Origin of the sequence: Mesocricetibacter intestinalis (genome assembly GCF_004363295.1) — a bacterium.
Lineage (GTDB): Bacteria > Pseudomonadota > Gammaproteobacteria > Enterobacterales > Pasteurellaceae > Mesocricetibacter > Mesocricetibacter intestinalis.
Genome location: NZ_SNYQ01000002.1, coordinates 69,379 through 91,995 on the forward strand (window position 1 = coordinate 69,379; position 22,617 = coordinate 91,995).

Consider the following 22,617-nt stretch of genomic DNA (forward strand, 5'->3'; position numbering starts at 1 on the left):
ATTACTGATAAACTCTATTTTACGCCGGCAAAATAAGGTATGATATGGCCCCTGAATAAAATGCGTTTGATTTGAATTGCAAGAAAAAATAGGCGATATTGTGATTTTAACAAGATATTTAACCCGTGAAGTTTTCAGAAGCCAGATAGCGATTTTATTTATTCTGCTGCTGATTTTCTTCTGCCAGCAACTGGTGCGTGTTCTGGGCTCCGCGGCAAGCGGCAAAGTGCCGGCAGATTTGGTTCTGTCGTTGCTCGGGCTGGGTATGCCGACCATGGCGCAACTGATGTTGCCGCTTTGTTTGTTTATCGCCATCTTATTGACCTTCGGCCGCTTATATGCGGAGAGTGAAATTACGGTAATGCGAGCCTGTGGGGTGGGACAGCGCAAACTGGTTTATGTCGCCTTGCTATTGTCTTTATTTACCGCAGGGCTGGCGGCTTATAATGCGCTCTGGGTTTCACCTTGGGCAATTCAGAAGCAAACTGAAATCGTAGAAGATGCTAAGGCTAATCCCCGTATGTCCGCCTTATCCGCCGGACAGTTTATGGGGGCTGAGAATAATGATTTTGTCCTCTTCATCAGTGATATTCGCGATAATCGTTTGCAGGATATTTATTTGTTTCAGACCAAAGAAAAAGGCAATACCAAGCCTGCGGTAATTGTTGCGGAAAACGGCGAGCTTTCTTCTTTGCCGAACGGCGATCAGATTTTGAAACTGCAAAATAGCGAACGAATCGAGGGTTCCGCCGCATTGCCGGATTTTCGTATCACCCGTTTTGACGAATACCAAGCCTACCTTGGCTATCATAGTGCGGATAGCGATACGAATGAAACGGAAATGCTGAACCTGAAGCAATTACTGAGCAGCGGCAGCCCGGCGGCTACGGCAGAATTACAATGGCGGATTACCCTGATTTTGGCGGTACCTATTATGGCCATGCTGGCGGTGCCGCTGAGCCGGGTTAATCCGCGTCAGGGGCGGTTTGCCAAGATGCTGCCGGCTTTATTATTGTATTTAATTTATTTTCTGTTGCAGAGTTCGCTTAAATCCGCCGGAGCGGCAGGTAAATTAGAGGCGGGCATTCTGATGCCGCTGGTAAATTTACTGTTTTTGATTATTGCCCTCCTGCTTAACGGCTGGCATAGCGCATTTATGTATAGAGTTCGCCATTTCTTCGGCGGCAGAGCGGTATAAGGTAGCCCGGATTATGATGAATACATTGGATCGTTATATAGGTAAGAGTATTTTAGGCGCGATTTTCGCCACATTGCTTACCCTGGTCGGTTTATCCGCCATTATTAAATTTGTGGAACAGTTCCGTAGCGTGGGCAAGGGAAGCTACGATATTATGCAGGCGGTTCTGTATACGGTACTGACCATGCCGAAAGATGTCGAAACCTTTTTTCCGATGGCGGCTTTACTCGGCGCCTTAATTGCTCTGGGCAATCTGGCCGCTCGCAGCGAACTGGTGGTGATGCAAGCCTCCGGTTTTTCCCGTCTAAAAATCGGTATGGCGGTAATGAAAACCGCATTGCCGCTGGTACTTATTACTATGGCGATCGGGGAATGGGGGATTCCGCAAACGGAGCAGTTCGCACGGGATATGCGTTCGAAAGCCATTTCCGGCGGTTCCATGCTTTCGGTGAAAAACGGCGTATGGGCAAAAGACGGTAATGATTTTATTTATGTACAGCAGGTAACCAACGATAGCTTACTGAGCAACGTATATATTTATCATTTCAATGATAATCGTCAGTTGCTGCGCGTCAGTCATGCGGATCAGGCGCGGTTTGAAGAAGGAAAATGGACGCTGTTGCAAGTGAATGAATCGCAAATAGGCCAAGAGGAAATCACCACCCTGAATTTTCTGAATAGGGACTGGAAAACCAGCCTTACCCCGGATAAACTCGGGATCGTGTCTTTGCGTCCCACCTCCTTATCGGTTTCCGGGCTTTCCGATTATATTGCCTTTTTAAAACAAACCGGACAGGACAGTAAAAAATTCGAGCTAACCTATTGGCGGAAATTATTCCAGCCGATTTCCGTAGGCGTGATGATGTTATTGGCGCTCTCCTTTATTTTCGGCCCCTTGCGCAGCGTTACCCCCGGGGCGCGTATCGTTACCGGTATTTGCTTCGGTTTTCTGTTCTATGTGGTGAATGAAATTTTCGGGCCGCTCAGCCTGGTGTATAACGTTGCACCCTTGGCGGGAGCGCTGATGCCGAGCATTCTGTTTTTAATTATTACCTGGTGGCTGTTAAGCCGGAAGCGGGATTAATAGGTAACGGATTGCCGCGCTCACAAAAAACGTTGTCTTTTTTCACCGCACTTTTGACATAGCCGGTAAGAGCGGGGGATTAAAGGAAGCCGAACCGCCGAATTTTTCGGGGCTGTAAAAGCCGTATTTTTAACTATTAACCCGAATTACATAAATGAAACCGATTTTCCTTGAACTCAGACATTTAAAGACCCTGATCGCCCTGAAAGAAACGGGCAGCGTTTCCATGGCGGCAAAACGCGTATATCTGACTCAATCCGCCCTTTCTCATCAGATAAAATTACTGGAAGAACAGTACGGCTTAGCCTTGTTTGAACGTAAAACTCAGCCTTTACATTTCACTGCGGCAGGGGAGCGTCTGATTAAATTGGCACAGGATATTTTGCCGAAAGTCATTGAAGCGGAGCGGGATCTGGCTCGGGTTAAGCAGGGCGAAGCGGGCGAACTGAGAATAGCGGTGGAATGCCATACCTGTTTTGACTGGCTGATGCCGGCTATGGATAGTTTCCGTCGCCACTGGCCGTTGGTGGAGCTGGATATTGTTTCCGGATTCCATACGGATACGGTGGGCTTGTTGTTAAGCCATCGCGCCGATTGGGCGGTGGTTTCTGAAATCGAAGTTACCCCGGGGATTATTCATAAGCCCTTGTTCTCTTACGAAATGGTCGGTTTATGCGCCAAGGATCACCCTTTGGCAGCCAAAGCCGTATGGGAAGCGGAAGATTTTATCGATCAGACCTGGATAACCTATCCTGTCCCCGATGATATGCTTGATTTACTGCGTCAGGTATTGAAACCGGCGGGGGTTGATCCGGTGCGACGTACCAGTGAACTAACTATCGCCATTATTCAGCTGGTGGCCAGTAAAAGAGGGGTGGCGGCCCTGCCTTTTTGGGCGGCGAAGCCCTATTTGGATCGCGGTTATGTGGTGGCGAAAAAAATAACCTCGCAGGGACTGTACAGCAATCTGTATGCCGCCTACCGAGAAGCCGATGCGGATAGCGCCTATATTGATGATTTTTATGAAACCGTGAAGGCGCAGAGTTTTTCCACCTTACCGGGCTTGTCGGTGTTAGAATAATTGCATTCCGAGCCTAATCCTAAATTTATGTCTGAACCAAGATTATCTATTCAACACCCTGTTAAAGCGGCCGCCAAAGCGGCTTTTCCTTATTCCGCGCCGATGATCGCCGGGTTTTTATTCCTTGGGATCGCATACGGAGTATATATGAAAGCCCTCGGCTTCGGCGCCTGGTTTCCTTTCTTTATGGCCTTGCTGATTTATGCAGGTTCCGTAGAGTTTATCGTTGCGGCCGCCTTAATCGCTCCTTTCTCCCCGCTCAGCGTTTTACTTATCTGCCTCATGGTGAGCGGTCGCCAGATTTTTTATGCCATTTCTATGTTGGAAAAATATGGCGCACATATAGGGAAAAAACGCTGGTATCTGATTTCCACCCTGGTAGATGAAGCCTTTTCCTTAAATTATATGGCGAAAATTCCCGCTCATTTGGATAAGGGCTGGTATATGTTTTTTGTCAGTTTGTATCTGCAAATTTATTGGGTAACGGGGGCGGTACTCGGAAACCTGTTCGGTGCATTGATCCCCATTGATCTAAAGGGCGTGGAATTTGCCATGACCGCACTCTTTATAGTGATTTTTGCGGAAAACTGGGCGAAAGAAAAATCTCATGAAAGTTCGCTGATCGGGTTGGGCATCGCATTGGGTTGTTTGCTTCTGGTGGGCAAGGATAACTTTTTGATTCCGACTTTGCTGGGAATTTGGGTGATATTAACCCTGCGGCGTCCTAATCTGAGCCGAAAATTGAAAAAATCGGAGCAAGCATGACATTAAACGAACAAATTATTACCATTGCCATGGGGGTTGTCGGCGTACAGTTTTGCCGCTTATTGCCCTTTTGGCTGTTTCCTGCCAATCGTCCCATTCCCGCATATATCCGTTATTTGGGCAAGGTATTGCCGGCCGCCATGTTCGGTATGCTGGTGGTGTACTGCTATAAAAATATCGACCTGTTGTCTCAGTATCACGGCTTACCGGATATTCTCGCCGGTAGCGTTACCCTGATTCTGCATCTGTGGAAGCGGAATCTGTTTCTTTCCATGGCGGTGGGTACGCTCCTGTATATGCTGCTGGTACAGAAGATTTTCGTTTAGGAACGCAGCTTTCGTTGCGCTTCATTGCATAAGTATTGCCATTGTTTTAGAATCTACTGAGTTTTTCGAAATTTCACGGAAGGGATTTCGATAATTTTTGGCTGATAAGAAAAAACGTTTCAGCTTTGTTTCTAACTACTTGGATCGGAGCAAATTATGGCAAATAACGAAAATACAGTCCCACAATCCGGGAGCGGGCCTTCCGTACCTACGCCGAAGCCTAGCCGTCCCGCAATTGAAGTGAAATTAGGTTTTAACCTCTCGGGGTTAATCATTGCACTAATCGTCGGATTAGGAATTTGGTTTATCCCGACACCGCAAGGATTAACTCCTCGCGCTTGGGGAATGTTCGCTTTATTTGTAGCGACTATTGTCGCAATTATTGCGAAAGCCATGCCTATGGGGGCGGCGACCTTGGTGGCATTGGTTATCAGCGGTTTAACCGGATTAACGCCTATTAAAGCGGGTAAGGAAGAAGTGGCCATGCTGTCCGGATTTTCCAACGCAACTATCTGGCTGATCGGTATCGCAATGTTCCTTTCACGGGCGGTGATTAAAACCGGGTTGGGGCATCGTATCGCCCTTTATTTTATTTCTAAATTCGGTAACCGCATGATGGGCGTAGCTTATGGGATCGCATTGGCGGATACCATAATCGCCCCCGGAATACCTTCCGCTTCGGCGCGCGGAGGCGGCATTATGTATCCGATTATGCAATCTATTGCGGATACTTATGATTCCAAACCGGGGCCTACGGCCAGAAGAGCGGGCGCCTTTTTAGCCATTGCGGTGTCGCAGATCGATACCATTGTCTGTACCATGTTTTTAACCGCCATGGCAGGTAACCCGCTGGTGGCTGAACTGGCGAAAAGCCAAGGGGTGGAAATCACTTGGATTACCTGGTTTTTAGGCGCTATAGTTCCCGGTATTGTCAGCTTGATTCTATTACCTTATTTCGTCTATCTGATTTATCCGCCGGAGTTAAAGAAAACGCCTAAAATGGCGCAAATGGCGAAGGAAGAACTGGAACGTATGGGGAAAATGAGTAAAGCGGAATGGATTCTGGCCATTGACTTTATTCTGTTATTGTTGCTGTGGACGGTAGGGGACTTGCTGTTCGGCATTCCGGCAACGGTATCGGCCTTTATCGGACTGGTGATTCTGCTATTGTCCAATATAATGACCTGGAAAAACATTGTGGCGGAAACCACCGCCTGGGATACCATGTTCTGGTTTGCGGTATTGGTGATGATGGCGACGGCATTAAATAAATACGGCGTTATCGCTTGGATTTCCGGTTTGATATCTTCTTCCATCGGAAGCCTAAGCTGGCCTCTTGCTTTTAGCGTGCTGGTATTGGTGTATTTTTATACTCGCTATTTCTTCGCTTCGGCCATGGCGCATATTTCGGCTATGTATCTGGCCTTTCTGGCTGCGGCTATTGCTGTAGGTACTCCGCCGATGTTGGCGGCTGTCGGCTTAGGTTACACTTCCACCTTATCCATGAGTCTGACCCAATATGCGGGCGGGCCGGGGCCTGCGTTGTTCGGTTCGGGCTATAACAGTACCGGGCAATGGTGGGGGATCAGCTTCCTGGTTTCTATTCCTTCCCTGCTGATTTGGTTTATTATCGGCGGAATTTGGATGAAACTGCTCGGCTGGTGGTAATCTCCGTTATTTGAAGCGGCATGCTATCCGCATTCGAACGGCTGAAGAAAATTTCCGCCGCTTCGGATGCGGATTTTTTATGGGCGATGAGGAATAAAAAATGACGCTGATAAATTTTACCTCTTATTAGGCTAGCAATTTGACTTGTTCTACAAGTTTGTTTTGTATGATATATCAATCAAAACTTGCTAAAAAGGCGTGATTATGAATGATATATCTATCAAAAATAGAAAATTAACCTTGCAGACCTATGTTGATAATATGTGGCGAGATATGGCGGAGCGTTATTTTAATACGCATTATGAATTAGAGAGCATGGAATATCTGCCGTTGATTTTTTTGAGCAAGCCAATGCAAGAGCCATATCCATTAATTATCCTGTAAATGTGTTTATTGATCGTAGCGATAAGTTGATGGCAGTTTTTGTCGATATTATTCCTGCCGGGGCAAGTCGGCGTTATTGGCTGGAGGCTCTTGATATCAAACAGTTGCCTATTCCTCAGCAAAATTACTTATTACTGAAAAATGGGGCAATATCTCCCATAAGCAATGTTCGTATTAAAGAGGCCGTGCCGGAAATAAAAAGCAAACGTTATTTCCAGCTACATGTTGTACACAACAGACAGAGTGATTTTTTAGAATACGCAAATCAAACCGGCGCTATAGTCGGCGGGGCAACCGGTGCGGGAGGTGAAGCGCCGAAGCTATTACTCAAGCGTCAGGATAAACAAGTTTGGGTTGATAATTTACAATTGGGGTCAGATTGGGACAGGGCCTATTTAGTGAAATATCCTCGCGGCAATTACTCGGATTTGGATTGTGATATTTTAAGGGCGGAATATCATTATTATCATGAACTGCATGCATTGGGATTTTCGACTATAGATATTGAGTTTATGAAATTAGAAGAGGGCGAACGTTATCCCTCTTTATGGTTGCCTAGATTCGATATGAAGTTCGAGGATGGAAAATGGGAGCGCTATGCCATGGAATCGGTGTATTCCATGCTGCAAAGATACGGCGGAAATCTTGAACATGAACAGACTATTCGTGATTTACTCAAAGTCATTTCAACTTCTCAATTTTCCAGCCGTTTTGATCGCCGACAATTCGTTATTGAATGGGTAAAGCGAGATTTACTCAATATTGCTTTCGGAAATAGTGATAATCATGGCAGAAATACAGCATTTTTACGTGATGATAATTGTATTTGGCTATCTCCCATCTATGATTTTGCCCCTATGCGGGCAGATCCGGAGGGGATTATTAGAACTATCACCTGGTCTAAACAGGGAGAAAATCCTCAAGAATTAGCCGGAGAATATCGTTTTGATAAAATAGCGGATAGTTTATCCGATCTTGTTGAACCGGATAACTTATTAAGGGAGCTAAGAATGCTTGCAGCACAACTTGTAGATTTAAAATTTCGGCTTACGAAGCGAGGAGTGCCGAGGAGTATTTCAGATTTCCCTGCAATTGGTTTTGATTATTTACCGGAGAAGTTACGGCATTGGGGGTTAGTATGATTATGCAACGTAAAAACGCCTCGCCCAAACGTCCTAAAATAGATGGTATTGAACGACAATTGATTCGTGAAAATATTATCTTACAACTTTTAACAGGTGAGATTAGCCAAGGGCAGGCACTACGTCGATTACGGGTGGAGGCTCTGGGGATAAATCAGCAAGATTATCTAAAATTAACTAAGGTTTCTCGGCAAACCCTTTCTAATATTGAAAATGATAAGGGAAACTATAGCATAGATACGATTAATCAGGTTTTTAAACCTATGGGTTTAAAGTTAGGCCTTATGCCTATTTCAAAAGAATTAATGGCTTCTTTTCTTAAATAATCGCGAAATTAAAATTAGCGCGTAAGTTTGAACCTCTGTTCAGCCTATCGATTGACATCGAAAACTTAAGCACTCCAGCAATTTTTGGGGCGCCGGGCTAAGGTTTTCCACGGCGGTGCTTTAATACGGAGGCGACAGAATGGTAATAAGGCAGCGTCGCTAAAAAAGTCGGCTGAAAAGCACCGCACTTTTGTCCCTTATGCCTTAAATTTTCCGGAAAAATTTTAATTTAAACCCGTTGTAGGGACGCCGTGCGGGCGTCCCTATGTTTTTTATTTTGTTCTCTCCAGTACCAATAAAACTCGAATCTGTTCCGCTTTGAAGCTATAGCCTTTGCCCTCGATATATTCCAACGGGAAATTATGCAACAGAATCAGATGGTTTTCCTGTTCGACCCTGAGCAGGGCATGATCGACTTTAGCCAGTTGCTGCGACGGATAAGGACGACGATAATCCATCGCATATTTTTCAAATGCTTGCTCAAGATGAGCCTGCATATCCAACCGAATCCGTTTTTCCGCAGGGCTTGAAGATAAGTTAAGGTAACTAACCTCATACAATCCCTTTACCTTATCGATTTCAATCAGAGCGCTGCGGCTATTATCGTTTTTAAATAAATAGGCGAATTCCTTCAGCTCGTAACCGATAGCCTGTTCATCGGCATGGGCATTATGGTAAACGGCGGTTTTGGCATTTTCTCGAGCCTGTTCCGCCAACTGTTTGTTGTAATGATTTTGCGCCAACAATTCCGCTTGTTCGATAAGGCGGCGAATCATTTCCTCACCGTAGCGGCGGTTAATTTCCCTATCGGCGTCGGTAAACTTGTGCCTATAGGCAGTCCCCTGTAAATAATGGGCGGCCGCAGCGGCGCTGCGCAACCGGGAGTGATTTTGAGCGCTGTCGGCCAGCGTAAGAAAATCGCTATCCGGTTTTATTTTTCCTTCGCCGTCCAGTATATCCAGTTGTTGCAGGCTCTGTTGCAGACGGTTGATTTGTGCCAGATAAGCGGTTTTTTGCGGTTCGAAGGGCCAGGCTAACAGAAACAGCAGAATCAGTGCGGCAGCGCTTAAATAGCGGTAACGCATCAGCGGAGGATACAGATTAAATAAATAATGAAGGCAGATAAAACCGAGCAGGCTGCAAATAATAATTCGATCCGGCGTTAATCCGTAGGCTTCGATACGAATATATAGGCTATAGCAGGCTAGTGCGAGGGGGAGAAATACCAGGTAGCGATAAATTCTTAGAAAGGTTGCCGAGGCGGGGGGTAGCCGATCCAGCGCCAGACAGATAATTCCGCCGATTAAATAAGGGAGGGTCAGCGGCAGGAGCATATTGGAGGGCAATTGCTTTTCCAACAGAAGCAAGGCCGCATAAGCATAGAGAATCAGACTGTAAACCAATAAGCCGGGCTGCAGAATATAGCGCAGAATAAAGCTCAGAAAATCATGGGATTTGTGCCGCTCCCTGCCGCGATATTCAAAATACAGAAAGGCGAGGGGGCAGAGAATAAAAGCTAAAAAAGAACATAGGCGCAGGCTAAGTTCCGGCAGCGGAAGGCTAAACAGTAGGTTGTCAATGCCGAGCAGGATAATCCAGCACAGCAAAGCGCCCAGTATGGCGGCGAAAATTGCAAGGATAAGGCGACTCAGAATAGTGAATGCCCGGCGCATAAACAGCGAATTATCATAGGCCCAGTTTGAGCTCAGCAATATAATAAAAGCACTCAAGACGGCACAATAAAAGGGGGCTGACAACAGCAGTTCCTCTGTGCCGATGGAAAAATAGTAAAGTATCAAACAGCCTGCGAGGGGCAACAGTAGGGAAAGAAAATAGCCTTTCCGTTTAAGCGAACGCAGGCGGTAAATGGCAACGAAATAAATCGGGGCCAGCAGCCAGAAAGCGGTTAAGGTGGTATGGAGTTCGCTGTTTTCCACCGCTATCAGCAAGCGGGGAAAAGAAAAAAGCGCGATAAAAGTTAATTCGATAGGGTAGGTGTAAATAAATTCCTTGATTTTATCGGCGGGCCGATAATTCTGTTGCATACATCGTCCTTATATAATTATTCCAATCCATTGATTATTTTTTCGATTTGCTTCAGTCCGTTCAGGCGTGTGTTACTTAAACGCTGGGCGATACCCAGTGAAGAAAAATAATCGCTAATACTGAAATGGCGTAACTGCAGCCTATCCTTGTGGTTCACTTCCTGTAATATAAGCCATAACAGCCCGTTAATAATACGTGATTCGCTGTAGGCGCGAAAGACAAAAGTACGGTTATTTTCTTCCCTGTACCAAGCAAACCATACTGCAGCTTCGCAACCGGCGATTTTCTCCATAGCGGCGAGTTCTCGCTCTTCCGGCACGGGCAGGTTTTTTCCTGCCCGAATAATCAGGCGATAGCGCTGTTCCCAGCTTTCGGCCTCGGTTAATTGTTGTAGGATATCCATGGTTATTCCCTTAGCAAGGCAAGGCTGCTGTCTAAAGCCACAAAGAAGTTTTCCACATCTTGTTGCAGATTATAAGGCGCAAAGGATAAACGCAAGGTCGCGCTCCGACCTAAGCGGGCCAGATAAGGCTGGGCGCAATGAACGCCGCTGCGCAGAGCGATATGCTGCTCCGCCATTAAGGTCGCTAAATCGGCGCAGTGAATATGCTCGAACAGAAAGCAAACTACCGAACTTGGCTGCGGCGAATCGAATAGGCGGCATTGCGCATAAGTCTTTAATCGGTTTTTTACCTGTTGCGCCAGGGCGACGGCATGTTGTTCCATTTGCGCAATATCATATTGTTGCAACCATTCCAGTACCGCATTAAAACCTATAACTCCGGCAATATTCGGGGTACCGGCCTCCAGCCGATAGGGTAATTCCGCAAAGCTGATGGCGGTTTTATCGACTCGCGCCACCATTTTTCCGCCAAAATTCAGCGGCTCCAACATTTCCAACGCCTTGAGTTTGCCGCTGAGTACGCCGATACCATTCGGCCCGTAAAGTTTATGGGCGGAAAAAGCAATAAAATCCGCATCGATTTTTTGCACATCAATGGCAAGATGGCTAATCGCCTGTGCCGCATCTACCAGCACCAGCGCCTGACTGTGGCGACGAATGAGGGTGATCAGCTCTTCAATCGGTTGCTGCGTACCTGTTACGTTAGAAACAAAATTCAGCGCCACCACCTTGGTTTTGGGGTTTAAACGGGCAAGCAGTGCGGACTTATCTATTAACCAGTCGTCGCCGATAGGTAAAATATGTAATTTGGCACCGCACTTTTTCGCCGTTTCCGTCCAAGTAACGAAATTTGCATGGTGATCGGCCTCGCTGATAATGATTTCATCTCCCGCCTTAATATGCGCCAGCAAACCATTAGCCACGGTATTAATCGCTTGTGTAGTGCCGGAAGTCCAGATCACGGCATTATCGCTTTCGGCATTGAGCAAGGTTCTCACCCGATGGCGCGCCTGTTCGTAAAGTGCGGTTTGTTTTTCATCATATTGACTGCGATGTACGGAACCGGAGGATTGATAGAAATCAAGGGTCGCATCAATCAGTGCTTGCGGTTTTAATGCGGTGGCCGCACTGTCTAAATAGGTAACGGCTTGTGTATCCCGGAAATAGGGGAACTGCAGCCGGAATTGCTGGGGATTGAACATAGTATTTCTCTGTTAATAAGCTTGCCGGCGGAACTGGCTCGGCGGTATGGGATTCCGTTGGCGCCAAAGCCCGAGTTTTTGTCGTTGCGCCTGTTGCTGTGCCTGTAGATAAGCGGGATCTTTAACATAAGGGGGATAAGCCCATGCCATGCCAAGACGTACCATCTGCAGATTAATATTTTGCCGCCGTCCATTATACAGGGTGGCCAGCAGCCGACCATAGCGATCATAGCCGGAAATCCATAGGCTGACATATTGTTTATACACCAACATACTCAGGGTACGGCGTGATTTATTGCCGAAGGGCTGCCCCCTTTCCGGCGCATCAATTTCCTGTAAACGAACTTTTAGCGCCTTGCCTTTATCAGGCCGACAGGTCAGCGTATCCCCGTCGGTAATTTTTATTACCCGGCAGATCAGCATTCTGTGCGTTTTAACCGAATTTTTTGCTGCAACGGGCTGACAGGCGAGAAGCAGCGCTGCAAAGCATAGCAATATAGATTTCGGCATTGCCCTTACTAAGGATATTCGGGATAAAAAGTCGCCTGATTTTTTTGACATTCTTTGGCCTGAATCAATAAGACAGACCTGTATTCTACCTAAAATAAATAACAAATTGGTAAAAATGAGAGTAAAATTATTTAGCAACTTTTATAAAAAAAGTTGAGGAACCGATACAGGATAAATTATGGGCTTAAAATTTTTTCATTTTGTGCGATCTTTCGCTATTTTATATTTAATGTTATTTCTCGGAGATTGGATTGTTCGCTTAGTACCAGTGGGTATTCCGGGCAGTATTTGCGGGCTGTTGCTCCTGTTTTTCGGCCTGACGACCCATATTATTAGGGTGGAATGGATTTTTCTTAGCGCCAATTTACTGATTCGTTATATGGCGGTACTGTTTGTCCCCGTCAGCGTCGGTATTATTAAATATTCCGATTTACTGATTTCTCAGGCCAATGCGTTGCTGATTCCGAATATTATCAGTACCTGTCTGACCTTGGTGCTAATCGGTTTTCTGGCCGATTACCTCTTTTCCTTGAATTCCTTTGCTCGTTTGCGCAGAAAAATTATCAAGAAACGCAACGCACTGAATAAAGGAGATATGGCATGATTTATTTCTATTCGTTACTGACTATTTTCGGGTTCTGGCTGGCGTTACAAATCAGCAAACGGCTGAAATCCGTATTGCTTAACAGCTTTGTACTGACCGTATTAATTCTGATTGGGATTTTGCTAAGTGCTAACATTCCTTATGACGATTATATGGCGGGTAATGCGCCGCTGAATAACCTGCTGGGACTGAGTGTCGTAGCGCTGGCATTGCCCCTATACGAGCAACTGCACCAGATTGCGGCGCGTTGGAAAATTATTCTGCTGATTGTAACCCTAGCCTCTCTGTTTTCAATGTTAAGCGGTGCGGTATTGGCGTTATTGCTGGGGGCCAGCCCGGAAATCGTGGCGACCATTTTACCGAAATCCATTACCACCCCGATTGCCATGTCGGTGGCGCAAAGTATCGGCGGCGTTCCGGCGGTTGCGGCGGTGGGGGTTGTGGTGGCGGGTCTGCAAGGCTCCGTATTCGGCTATCTGCTGTTGAAAAAACTAAAACTGAAAAATGCCGAAGCTATCGGACTGTCGGTGGGGGCTGTATCCCATGCACTGGGTACGGTTAGTTGTATGGAGGCAGATGCTAAAGCCGGAAGTTACAGTTCAATCGCATTGGTATTATGTGGTATTATCAGTTCGATTTTAGCCCCCTTCGTATTTAAATTACTTTATTTTATCGTTAGTTAGGAAAAAATATTGATCAATCGGATTAATCCCGCCTGGCAACAGCGTTTTATGCCGGACGAACCGCGCGAAAAGGATCAGCGTCCGCCGTTTCGGCGGGATCGCGCCAGAATTCTGCACAGCGCCGCTTTTCGTTGCTTACAGGCCAAAACTCAGATTCATGCCGTCGGTGAAAACGACTTTTACCGCACCCGCCTGACCCACTCGTTGGAAGTGGCGCAAATCGGCAGCAGTCTGGTTTCTCAGCTTAGATTCGACGCAGCCTTTGCCGATTATACGGACAAGGCGGAGGTTCAGAGCAGTTTAAAAAGCCTGCTGCCTTCCAATGATCTGATCGAAAGCCTCTGCTTCGCACATGATATAGGTCATCCTCCCTTCGGCCACGGAGGAGAAATCGCCTTAAATTATATGATGCGGCGGCACGGCGGCTTTGAAGGCAACGGGCAAACCTTTCGCTTACTCACTAAGCTGGAACCTTATACGCCGAATGCCGGTATGAACCTAACCCGACGCACCATACTCGGCGTGCTGAAATACCCGACGCTGTTGGATCTGTCTTCCCCCCAGTATCAGCAATTGGCGGAAAAGGAAAAGCATGAGGAACAATATGTACGGATTCATGACTGGCGCCCGGGCAAAGGGGTTTTCCGCGATGACGGCGATATGCTGGACTGGCTGTTGCAACCTTTGTCCGCTAAGGATCGGCTTTTGTTCGGCAGCTATCAGCATGAACGTACGGCGCCGCAGCAAATTTTAAAAACTCGGTATAAATCTCTGGATTGCAGTATTATGGAGTTGGCGGACGATATTGCCTACGGCGTACATGATCTGGAAGATGCCATTGTGGTCGGGGTGGTTAATCAACAGCAATGGCAGGAAGCTTACGAGGAATTAAAGCAAAGCGATTCGGACTGGGTGCGTAATAATATCGAACAAATCAGCAAAAACCTGTTTTCCGAATATCATTATCAGCGCAAAAACGCCATAGGCGCACTGGTTAATTATTTTATCACTCATGTTCGCTGGACAAGAAGGGCGGAGTTTGAAGAACCGCTGTTAGGCTATAATGCGGAGCTGCCGCCGGAAGTGATTGCAGTACTCAACGTATTTAAAGGTTTTGTGTGGAAATATGTGATTCGGGATGTGGAAACGCAACGCATCGAATACAAAGGACAGCGTATGTTAACGGAAATGTTCGCTATTTTTGAAAGTGATCCGGAACGCCTGCTGCCGCGTAATACCGCAAACCGCTGGAGGAATGCGGAGGAAGCGGGGAAAAAACGTATTATCTGCGATTATATTGCCGGTATGTCCGACGCCTATGCACTGAAAGTGTATCAACAATTATAAGCTTTCCTTCTTTTCTGAACGGCATATATTTGCCGGGAAAACAAGAGAATAATATAAAGGAAATTAAAATTGTAAGGACGCCGATATGGCGTCCTTATTTATGGACTTACCTAATTTTGGAAAAACTTTGCTTTTTTTAACCGCACTTTTATGTCTTTTATGCCGCTTTTCACCTCCCGCTTATTTAAGCGCCGCTTCCAATCCCTTATGCAAATGCGTGAATTTAAAGCGAAAGCCCTGTTGCAGTAATTTAGCCGGGATAATCCGCTGACTATCCAGAAGAATTCTAGCTCGTTCACCGAAAGCGATACTCAAAATACAACCTGGCACATTCGCAAAGTGCGGTCTATTCAGCAATCGACCCAGGGTGCGATTAAATTCCGCCTGGGGAACGGGGCAGGGGGAAACCAGATTAAAGGCGCCGCTGCATTGATTATGCTCAAGTAAAAATAAAATAGCCTCAACCATATCCTGCAGGGCTATCCAGGCCCAGAATTGTCGGCCGCCGCCGAGTTTGGCACCCAGACCGAGGCGATACAAGGGTAGCATCTGTGCCAGTGCGCCGCCCGCCGCCGACAGTACGATACCGGTACGCAGCAGACAGACGCGACAATTGGCCGCTAATGCGGCTTTTTCCCAATTAAGACAAAGATTAGCGATAAAATTATCGGCGGCCGGAGTGTTTTCATCGGTCAGATTATCGCCGCAATCACCGTAGTAACCGCAGGCGGAACCGGAAATAAAGGTGTGCGGCGGCGTGCTGCCGTTATTAATTAAGTAGGCAAGGCGCTCGGTTAGCTCGATACGGCTGTTTTCCAAGCGGGCTTTTTGGCGCCGATTCCAGCGTTTGGCGAAAATCGGCTCGCCGGCAAGGTTAATTACCGCATCAAATTGATCCAGATCGGTCAGGTTTTCTATTGAATCAATCGCCTCGACCCCGTTGGTAAATCGCGCTTTGCTTTTGGCTATAGATCGGGTTAACAAAGTAACTTTATCACCGCGGGCAAGAAGGCGCTCGATCAGTGCCGAACCGATTAAACCGGTGGCGCCGCTAATAAATATATGCATAGTTATAAAGAATTCTCGAATAATTGCTCGATATTTGCTTTTAACTTATGGATATCGGTTGCGACGGTAGGGGTAATAAAAATGGTATCATCACCGGCAATGGTACCTAATATGCCGTCGCTTTTGCCTAGGGAATCAAGCAAACGGGCAATTAGCTGCGCCGCGCCGGGGCTGGTTTTCACCACAATTAAAAAACCGTTCTGATCGATATCCGTTACCAGATTTTTCAACGGGCTGCTGGTATTGGGAACGCTGAGTTCGCCCGGCAGGCAATATACCATATCCATTCGGGTATTGCGGGTTCGCACCGCACCGAATTTGGTCAGCATACGGGAAACCTTGGATTGGTTAATATTATGAAACCCCTGAGCCTGTAAGGCGGCAACGATTTCGCTTTGTGAACCGAATTTTTCCTGGGCCAGCAATTCTTTAAATGCCGTTGATAAGTTATCCGTTTTTTCCATAAAAACCTACCTTTTCAAGGGAAATGAGTTGCTCAGAGTTTGCATAAAAATGCAGGATTAATCAATAAAAAATTACATTTGAGTAAAAAAGACAAATAATGAAAACCTGTGCCAGATCTCAAATTTGGATTTCTTCATTTGAATTCGCTTATTTTTAATTTTAAACTAGTCGACGTTTCAAAGCCTTATTCGTTCTCATTATTCAAAGCACATAGATAAAGGAGTGGAAAATGAAAGTAGCAGTTTTAGGTGCCGCAGGCGGAATCGGTCAGGCATTGGCGCTTTTATTAAAATTACAGTTACCGGCCGGTTCGGAGCTGTCTCTGTATGATATCGCGCCGGTAACTCCGGGCGTGGCGAAAGACGTCAGCCATATTCCGACAGCGGTAAAAGCTCAGGGATTTGCCGGTGAAGATCCTTCTCCTGCGCTACAGGGTGCGGACATCGTGCTGATTTCCGCCGGGGTTGCGCGTAAACCCGGAATGGATCGCTCGGATTTATTTAATATCAACGCTGGTATCGTACGCAATCTGATTGAAAAAGTGGCGCAAGTTTGCCCGAAAGCCTGTGTCGGCATTATTACCAACCCGGTTAATACCACCGTGGCTATTGCGGCGGAAGTGCTGAAAAAAGCCGGCGTTTATGATAAACGCAAATTATTCGGCGTAACTACATTGGATACCCTGCGTTCCGAAACCTTTGTGGCCGAATTAAAAGGTCTGAATGTAGATAAGGTGAATGTGCCCGTTATCGGCGGTCATTCCGGCGTAACCATTCTGCCGTTGCTTTCACAGGTGCATTATGCGCAGTGGAATGATGAGGAAATCGCACCTTTAACCAAACGCATTCAGAATGCGGGTACCGAAGTGGTGGAAGCCAAAGCCGGCGGCGGATCCGCCACTCTTTCCATGGCTCAGGCGGCGGCTCGTTTCTGTACTTCTTTGGTTAAAGCTTTAAACGGCGAAACCGTCGTAGAATGTACCTATGTGGAGGGCGACGGCCGCTATGCTCGTTTCTTCGCTCAGCCGGTACGTTTGGGTAAAGAGGGGGTAGAAGCGTTATTACCTTTAGGGCCGTTAAGCCAATTTGAACAAGAGGCTTTGGAAGCGATGCTGCCGACCCTGCGTGCGGATATCGAATTGGGTGAGAAATTCGTCAATCCTTAATCCGACGTTATTAACGGAATAAAAAAACCGGCTAAGATACAAAAGAGCCGGTTTTTTATCGCTTATTTTTTAGCTTTCCGCTTCCGGTCGGCCGGAGTTTTATTATAGCTCCGGGCGGCAAGGGAAAACTTACTTTAAGGCGCTAATTATTTTCCATCCCAAGCTTTCAAGGTAGCCTTTCTGATTTCCAGTTTGTTTTTAGCTCCGCCTTTGTAATAGTCTTTGTGCAGACCGCCTTCCCAATCGCCGTAGTTCGGATTCGGTAACAGGATAAATTTGCTACCGAAGCGGGTACGGTTGGCGGCGACGAAATCACGGCGTTCACGGTTGGATTTACGATAGGTGGCTTCGCCGAAATCATTCAGATTATCGCCCACATATACGACGATATCATAGCCCTGTGCGGTGATTTGCTTGAAACGCTCCGCTTTATTTGAGGTTTGCTTTTTCAACAACAGGGTTTTGTCATTGACCTTAGGAAAACCGAGTTTCTGCATATCTTCAATGGTCGCACTGCGTTCTACATCATCACGGCGATTGGAAACGTAAAATACCGTTCCTCCCTTGGCATTTACCCGATTGGCAAATTCCACCGCCCCCGGAATGGCTAATGTCTGGCGAGCATTGACCCATTGCGTCCAAGTTTCCGCTTCGAAGGGCATATTATTTTTTACCTGCCAGGCGGCGTACGGGCTGTTATCCATCATGGTTTCGTCCAGATCCACCACCACCGCTTTCTTTTTCCCTTTCGCCGCTTTGCTGCGTTCGAATTCGGACAGAGCGGCATTAAAGGCCTGATAAGCCAAGGCCTGATATTCGCCGGACTGTTGCATCCAGAGGATACCTAGTGCGGCCTGGTTTTGCACGACCGCTTCTTCATGTTTTGCGCTATGCTGTGCGCTACAGCCGCTAAGTACGGCGGCAAGACCTAAGGCGATAAATGTGAATTTTGCTGTTTTCATGGGTTTTCCTTTTTTTATTTATTCGCGCCCGATAATTTAGCATATAATAGTCGGGGTAAAAATTAACAGAATTATCACAATGTGATCCTGATCGTATTTTATTAGGAATTATGAAGAAACCGATTAATAAAACTCAATTCAGCCCGCTGCAAAAATCCCTTTCCGCTCAATTAGATTCAATGATGATCCTTGACCGTCGTCGCCTGTACGCACGGATTAAAGCTATGGGCGAAGTTAAAGGGGAAGAAAGACAGCAGCAAGCGGCGACTGAAATTCAACAGCAGATTCAGGCGGCTCAGGCGCGTTTTCAGGCCCGCCAAAGTGCGCTCGGAATTATCGAATTTCCGTCCAATTTGCCGGTCAGCCAGCGTAAGGCGGAAATTCAGAAATTGATTTCCGCTCACCAGGTTGTCGTTATCGCCGGTGAAACCGGTTCCGGTAAAACCACCCAGCTGCCGAAAATGTGCCTTGAATTGGGACTGGGGCTGAAGGGCATGATCGGTCATACTCAGCCGCGCAGAATCGCTGCCCGTTCGGTGGCTTCCCGTATCGCACAGGAATTGGATACGGAACTCGGGGCTATTGTGGGTTATAAAGTGCGTTTTAATGATCAGGTGGGGGAAAATACCCGGGTCAAGCTAATGACCGACGGTATTCTATTAGCGGAAATTCAACAGGATCGCTATCTGAATCAATATGATACGCTGATTATCGATGAAGCGCACGAGCGCAGTCTGAATAATGATTTTATTTTAGGCTATCTGAAACAGCTATTACCGCGCCGACCGGATCTGAAGGTGATCATCACTTCCGCCACTATTGACGTTGAGCGCTTTTCCAAACATTTCGATAATGCGCCGATAATTGAGGTTTCCGGCCGTACTTTCCCAGTGGAAGTCCGCTATCGTCCGGTGGAAGAAAATGAAGAACAGGATCAGCTGCAAGGTATCCTGAATGCGGTGGACGAATTACAGGCCGAAGGGCGCGGCGATATTCTGATTTTTCTGAACGGCGAGCGCGAAATTCGCGATACGGCGGAGGCGCTGCACAAGCAGGAATTGGTTCATACGGAAATTCTCCCCTTATATGCGCGTTTATCGGCGCAGGAACAGAATAAAATCTTTCACCCCGGCGCATTAAACCGCATCGTATTGGCCACCAATGTGGCGGAAACCTCTCTGACCGTACCAGGTATTAAATATGTTATCGATCCCGGTACGGCAAGAATTTCCCGTTACAGCTATCGTACCAAGGTACAGCGTTTGCCCATCGAACCTATTTCCCAGGCATCCGCCAATCAGCGTAAGGGGCGTTGCGGGCGCGTATCGGAAGGGATTTGCATTCGCCTTTATTCGGAACAGGATTTTAATAACCGCCCGGAATTTACCGATCCGGAAATTCTGCGTACCAATTTGGCTTCGGTTATTTTGCAAATGACCGCCTTAGGGCTGGACGATATCGAGGCTTTTCCTTTTGTGGACGCACCGGACAAACGTCATATTCAGGACGGATTTAAGCTGTTGGAAGAGTTACAGGCCTTTGAGCGGGTGCAGACCCGCTATGGCGAAAAGCGCCGCCTGACCCGTAGCGGCAGACAATTAGCTCGTTTGCCGCTGGATCCGCGCCTGGCCAAAATGCTACTGAGTGCGGCGGATTTCGGTTGCGTATATGAGCTGATGATTATAGCTTCCGCTTTATCCATTCAGGATCCGCGTGAACGCCCGCAGGAAAAACAGCAATCGGCGGACGATAAGCATCGCCGCTTTGCCGATACTAAATCGGATTTTATTGCCTTTTTGAATTTATGGCGTTATTTGCAGGAACAACAAAAGGCGCTGAGTAAAAACCAATTCCGCCGTTTATGCCAAAAAGATTACCTGAATTATCTGCGTATCCGCGAATGGCAGGATATTTATCATCAGATTCGCCTGAGCGTGCGGGAAATCGGTCTGCCGATTAATTCCGAGCCGGCGCCTTATGAGCAGATTCATAGAGCGCTTTTAGCCGGTTTACTTTCCCATATCGGTATGAAAGAAGCGGAAAAAATGCAATACCTCGGGGCAAGAAACGCCCATTTTGCTATTTTCCCGAATTCCGTACTGTTTAAAAAACAGCCGAAATGGTGTATGGCGGCGGAACTGGTGGAAACCTCCCGACTATGGGGACGTATGGCGGCACAGATCGAACCGGACTGGATCGAACCGCTGGCGGGGCATTTGATTAAAAAATCCTATGCCGAACCGCGCTGGGCAAAATCTCAGGGCGCGGTCGTGGCGGACGAAAAGGTCAGTTTGTACGGCGTACCTATTGTGGCGGCGCGTACGGTGAACTACGGCTCCATAGATCCCGTGCTTTGCCGCGAAATCTTTATTCAATCCGCCCTGGTGGAAGGCAACTGGAATACCCGTCATCCCTTTTTCTTTGCCAACCGGAAATTAATCCGAGAAATTGAAGATTTGGAGCATAAGTCGCGCCGGCGCGATATTCTGGTGGACGAAGCCACCCTGTTCGAATTTTACGATCAGCGCATCGGCAGCGAAGTGGTATCGCAGAAACATTTCGACAGCTGGTGGAAGAAGGCGCAGAAGCAGGATCCGGAGTTGCTTAACTTTGAGAAATCCTTCCTGATCAAAGATTCCGCCGAACCGGTCAGTCGTTTGGATTTTCCCAACTATTGGCAACAGGGGAACCTGAAACTGAAATTAAGCTATCAGTTCGAACCCGGCACCGAAGCGGACGGAGTAACCGTACATATTCCCTTACCCTTACTGAATCAGGTGGAAATGAAGGGGTTCGACTGGCAGATTCCGGGCCTGCGTAAAGAACTGGTTATCGCCCTGATAAAATCGCTGCCGAAAGCATTACGTCGTAATTTCGTACCTGCGCCGAACTATGCGGAGGCTTTCTTGGCACGGATTACGGATTTTGACAAACCTCTGCTGCAAAGCCTGAGCGACGAGCTGCGCCGTATGACCGGGGTTATGGTGGAGCCGCAGGAATGGAAAAGGGAACAGATTGCCGCCCATCTGAATATGACCTTCCGAGTGATTGACGATAAAGGCAAAAAAATTGCGGAAAGTATGGATTTGGACGGCCTTAAATTCCAACTTAAGGATCGGGTGCAGGAAAGCCTTGCCGCCGTTGCCGAGGACGGTATCGAACAACATGGAATCCATGTCTGGAATTTTGCCCGCTTACCGCAATGCTACGAACAGAAAAAGCAGGGCTTCAGCCTTAAGGCCTATCCTGCCATTGTGGACGAAAAAGATGCGGTCGGGATCCGCCTGTTTGAAACCGAATACGAACAAGCGGTTGCCATGGCGCAGGGACTCCGCCGTTTATTACTGCTGAACGTACCTTCGCCGATTAAATATCTGCACGAAAAGCTGCCGAATAAATCCAAACTGGGGCTATATTTTGCCCCTTTCGGTAAGGTTACCGAGTTGATCGACGACTGTATCGCCTGTGCGGCGGATAAACTGATTGAAGATTTCGGCGGGCCGGTCTGGAATGAAGAGGATTTCGAACGGCTGCGGGAATTTGTGCACGCCAATTTAAATGAAATCACCGTGGATATCGCTTTACAGGTGGAACGTTTGTTGATCCTGAGTTTCGAACTGAATAAACGCCTGAAAGGAAAAATGGATTTCACCTTGGCATTTGCCTTATCGGATATTAAAACTCAGCTCGCCGCCCTGATTTCCCCCGGTTTTGTGGCAAAAACCGGTTATGCGCGCCTGCCGGATATTCTGCGCTATTTGCAGGCTATCGATAAGCGTATCGACAAGCTGGCGCAGGACATTAACCGCGATCGCGCCGCCATGTTACGGGTCGAACAGGTTAGCGCCGCCTATCGTCAGCTATTGGCTAAGTTACCTAAATCAAAACCTATTCCGGCGCAGGCGCAGGAAATTCCTTATATGATTGAAGAATTGCGGGTTAGCCTGTTTGCCCAGCAGCTGGGTACCAAATATCCGATTTCGGATAAACGAATAATAAATGCTATTCAGGCCATTGATTAATCTTCGGCTTTTGAGCTTAAGCATAATTCGAGCGGATAGGGCATAAGCTAACGAAAAGTGCGGTTGATTTTCGCCGTTTTTTTATTCGGCGCAGAAAAAACCTAGAGTTTAGGAGGGCGCCGAAAGATTAGATATAGGGACGCTAAGGCAGCGTCCCTTTCTTTAT

Annotated in this window: 19 protein-coding genes and 1 pseudogene; 13 read left to right on the forward strand and 7 right to left on the reverse strand. The window is 47.2% G+C overall.

What is annotated here, in order from left to right; translation table 11 throughout:
* Positions 1–100 precede the first annotated feature (100 nt).
* The 8 genes and pseudogenes from lptF to EDC45_RS03180 all read left to right on the forward strand — a co-directional run bounded on the left by lptF (position 101) and on the right by EDC45_RS03180 (position 7,974).
* Positions 101–1,198 carry an LPS export ABC transporter permease LptF gene (gene lptF / locus EDC45_RS03145; RefSeq protein ID WP_208107241.1) on the forward strand — a complete coding sequence of 366 codons (1,098 nt, stop codon included), beginning with the start codon at positions 101–103 and terminating at the stop codon, positions 1,196–1,198.
* Positions 1,199–1,211: 13 nt separating this feature from the next.
* Positions 1,212–2,282 (forward strand): LPS export ABC transporter permease LptG, encoded by a 1,071-nt coding sequence (gene lptG, locus EDC45_RS03150; protein ID WP_133543388.1) that lies wholly within the window; start codon positions 1,212–1,214, stop codon positions 2,280–2,282.
* Positions 2,283–2,436: 154 nt separating this feature from the next.
* Positions 2,437–3,363, forward strand: coding sequence for a LysR family transcriptional regulator (locus EDC45_RS03155; protein WP_133543390.1), 927 nt, complete (start codon positions 2,437–2,439; stop codon positions 3,361–3,363).
* A gap of 27 nt (positions 3,364–3,390) precedes the next feature.
* Complete coding sequence (gene azlC / locus EDC45_RS03160) at positions 3,391–4,128, forward strand: azaleucine resistance protein AzlC (RefSeq protein WP_133543392.1); 738 nt, start codon at positions 3,391–3,393, stop codon at positions 4,126–4,128.
* The gene (locus EDC45_RS03165) at positions 4,125–4,454 is read left to right on the forward strand and encodes a branched-chain amino acid transporter permease (RefSeq protein ID WP_133543394.1); all 330 of its coding nucleotides are present in this window, start codon (positions 4,125–4,127) and stop codon (positions 4,452–4,454) included. The genes azlC and EDC45_RS03165 overlap by 4 nt, the downstream gene beginning before the upstream one ends.
* Positions 4,455–4,610: 156 nt before the next feature.
* A complete protein-coding gene (locus EDC45_RS03170) occupies positions 4,611–6,122 on the forward strand; it encodes a DASS family sodium-coupled anion symporter (protein ID WP_133543396.1) in 1,512 nt (503 codons plus the stop codon).
* Between the two features lie 204 nt (positions 6,123–6,326).
* Positions 6,327–7,648, forward strand: a pseudogene (locus EDC45_RS03175) (type II toxin-antitoxin system HipA family toxin).
* Positions 7,645–7,974, forward strand: a complete 330-nt coding sequence (locus tag EDC45_RS03180) for a helix-turn-helix domain-containing protein (protein ID WP_133543398.1) — start codon at positions 7,645–7,647, stop codon at positions 7,972–7,974. The pseudogene EDC45_RS03175 and the gene EDC45_RS03180 overlap by 4 nt, the downstream one beginning before the upstream one ends.
* Positions 7,975–8,246: 272 nt before the next feature.
* On the opposite strand, the gene EDC45_RS03185 is transcribed toward EDC45_RS03180, so the two are convergent.
* The 4 genes from EDC45_RS03185 to EDC45_RS03200 are packed head-to-tail and all read right to left on the reverse strand — an operon-like array spanning position 8,247 to position 12,135.
* Positions 8,247–10,019: a DUF4153 domain-containing protein gene (locus EDC45_RS03185; RefSeq protein WP_133543400.1), complete on the reverse strand. Its 1,773-nt coding sequence runs from the start codon at positions 10,017–10,019 to the stop codon at positions 8,247–8,249.
* A gap of 17 nt (positions 10,020–10,036) precedes the next feature.
* Positions 10,037–10,423, reverse strand: coding sequence for a SufE family protein (locus EDC45_RS03190; protein ID WP_133543402.1), 387 nt, complete (start codon positions 10,421–10,423; stop codon positions 10,037–10,039).
* Between the two features lie 2 nt (positions 10,424–10,425).
* Complete coding sequence (locus tag EDC45_RS03195) at positions 10,426–11,625, reverse strand: aminotransferase class V-fold PLP-dependent enzyme (RefSeq protein ID WP_133543404.1); 1,200 nt, start codon at positions 11,623–11,625, stop codon at positions 10,426–10,428.
* A 12-nt stretch (positions 11,626–11,637) separates the two neighbouring features.
* A complete protein-coding gene (locus EDC45_RS03200; protein ID WP_133543904.1) occupies positions 11,638–12,135 on the reverse strand; it encodes a thermonuclease family protein in 498 nt (165 codons plus the stop codon).
* A gap of 178 nt (positions 12,136–12,313) precedes the next feature.
* Between EDC45_RS03200 and EDC45_RS03205 the strand changes: the two genes are divergently transcribed.
* Genes EDC45_RS03205 through EDC45_RS03215 form a run of 3 tightly spaced genes read left to right on the forward strand, consistent with a single transcriptional unit; the run spans position 12,314 to position 14,769 of the window.
* Entirely contained in the window at positions 12,314–12,739 is a 426-nt protein-coding gene (locus EDC45_RS03205; protein ID WP_133543406.1) for a CidA/LrgA family protein, read from the forward strand.
* On the forward strand, positions 12,736–13,422 hold the full coding sequence (locus EDC45_RS03210) for a CidB/LrgB family autolysis modulator (RefSeq protein ID WP_133543408.1): 687 nt from the start codon (positions 12,736–12,738) through the stop codon (positions 13,420–13,422). The genes EDC45_RS03205 and EDC45_RS03210 overlap by 4 nt, the downstream gene beginning before the upstream one ends.
* A gap of 9 nt (positions 13,423–13,431) precedes the next feature.
* Positions 13,432–14,769: an anti-phage deoxyguanosine triphosphatase gene (locus tag EDC45_RS03215; protein ID WP_133543410.1), complete on the forward strand. Its 1,338-nt coding sequence runs from the start codon at positions 13,432–13,434 to the stop codon at positions 14,767–14,769.
* Positions 14,770–14,949: 180 nt separating this feature from the next.
* On the opposite strand, the gene EDC45_RS03220 is transcribed toward EDC45_RS03215, so the two are convergent.
* Together EDC45_RS03220 and argR are read right to left on the reverse strand one after the other, a co-directional pair.
* Entirely contained in the window at positions 14,950–15,837 is an 888-nt protein-coding gene (locus tag EDC45_RS03220; RefSeq protein WP_133543412.1) for a TIGR01777 family oxidoreductase, read from the reverse strand.
* 2 nt (positions 15,838–15,839) lie between these two features.
* On the reverse strand, positions 15,840–16,301 hold the full coding sequence (gene argR / locus EDC45_RS03225; protein ID WP_133543415.1) for a transcriptional regulator ArgR: 462 nt from the start codon (positions 16,299–16,301) through the stop codon (positions 15,840–15,842).
* Between the two features lie 230 nt (positions 16,302–16,531).
* On the opposite strand from argR, the gene mdh reads away from it, so the two are divergent.
* Positions 16,532–17,467 (forward strand): malate dehydrogenase, encoded by a 936-nt coding sequence (gene mdh / locus EDC45_RS03230; RefSeq protein ID WP_133543417.1) that lies wholly within the window; start codon positions 16,532–16,534, stop codon positions 17,465–17,467.
* A 146-nt stretch (positions 17,468–17,613) separates the two neighbouring features.
* Here the strand turns inward: mdh and EDC45_RS03235 are convergent, their stop codons facing one another.
* Positions 17,614–18,429, reverse strand: coding sequence for a 5'-nucleotidase, lipoprotein e(P4) family (locus EDC45_RS03235; protein WP_133543419.1), 816 nt, complete (start codon positions 18,427–18,429; stop codon positions 17,614–17,616).
* Between the two features lie 110 nt (positions 18,430–18,539).
* Between EDC45_RS03235 and hrpA the strand changes: the two genes are divergently transcribed.
* Complete coding sequence (gene hrpA / locus EDC45_RS03240; RefSeq protein WP_133543421.1) at positions 18,540–22,451, forward strand: ATP-dependent RNA helicase HrpA; 3,912 nt, start codon at positions 18,540–18,542, stop codon at positions 22,449–22,451.
* The last annotated feature ends 166 nt before the right edge of the window (positions 22,452–22,617 follow it).

What these genes read in the sequence shown, in the direction of transcription:
- lptG (WP_133543388.1), top strand. Translation starts at nt 1,212, where the DNA reads ATGATGAATACATTGGATCGTTATATAGGTAAGAGTATTTTAGGCGCG.
- EDC45_RS03155 (WP_133543390.1), top strand. Translation starts at nt 2,437, where the DNA reads ATGAAACCGATTTTCCTTGAACTCAGACATTTAAAGACCCTGATCGCC.
- azlC (WP_133543392.1), top strand. Translation starts at nt 3,391, where the DNA reads ATGTCTGAACCAAGATTATCTATTCAACACCCTGTTAAAGCGGCCGCC.
- EDC45_RS03165 (WP_133543394.1), top strand. Translation starts at nt 4,125, where the DNA reads ATGACATTAAACGAACAAATTATTACCATTGCCATGGGGGTTGTCGGC.
- EDC45_RS03170 (WP_133543396.1), top strand. Translation starts at nt 4,611, where the DNA reads ATGGCAAATAACGAAAATACAGTCCCACAATCCGGGAGCGGGCCTTCC.
- EDC45_RS03180 (WP_133543398.1), top strand. Translation starts at nt 7,645, where the DNA reads ATGATTATGCAACGTAAAAACGCCTCGCCCAAACGTCCTAAAATAGAT.
- EDC45_RS03185 (WP_133543400.1), bottom strand. Translation starts at nt 10,019, where the DNA reads ATGCAACAGAATTATCGGCCCGCCGATAAAATCAAGGAATTTATTTAC.
- EDC45_RS03190 (WP_133543402.1), bottom strand. Translation starts at nt 10,423, where the DNA reads ATGGATATCCTACAACAATTAACCGAGGCCGAAAGCTGGGAACAGCGC.
- EDC45_RS03195 (WP_133543404.1), bottom strand. Translation starts at nt 11,625, where the DNA reads ATGTTCAATCCCCAGCAATTCCGGCTGCAGTTCCCCTATTTCCGGGAT.
- EDC45_RS03200 (WP_133543904.1), bottom strand. Translation starts at nt 12,135, where the DNA reads ATGCCGAAATCTATATTGCTATGCTTTGCAGCGCTGCTTCTCGCCTGT.
- EDC45_RS03205 (WP_133543406.1), top strand. Translation starts at nt 12,314, where the DNA reads ATGGGCTTAAAATTTTTTCATTTTGTGCGATCTTTCGCTATTTTATAT.
- EDC45_RS03210 (WP_133543408.1), top strand. Translation starts at nt 12,736, where the DNA reads ATGATTTATTTCTATTCGTTACTGACTATTTTCGGGTTCTGGCTGGCG.
- EDC45_RS03220 (WP_133543412.1), bottom strand. Translation starts at nt 15,837, where the DNA reads ATGCATATATTTATTAGCGGCGCCACCGGTTTAATCGGTTCGGCACTG.
- argR (WP_133543415.1), bottom strand. Translation starts at nt 16,301, where the DNA reads ATGGAAAAAACGGATAACTTATCAACGGCATTTAAAGAATTGCTGGCC.
- mdh (WP_133543417.1), top strand. Translation starts at nt 16,532, where the DNA reads ATGAAAGTAGCAGTTTTAGGTGCCGCAGGCGGAATCGGTCAGGCATTG.
- EDC45_RS03235 (WP_133543419.1), bottom strand. Translation starts at nt 18,429, where the DNA reads ATGAAAACAGCAAAATTCACATTTATCGCCTTAGGTCTTGCCGCCGTA.
- hrpA (WP_133543421.1), top strand. Translation starts at nt 18,540, where the DNA reads ATGAAGAAACCGATTAATAAAACTCAATTCAGCCCGCTGCAAAAATCC.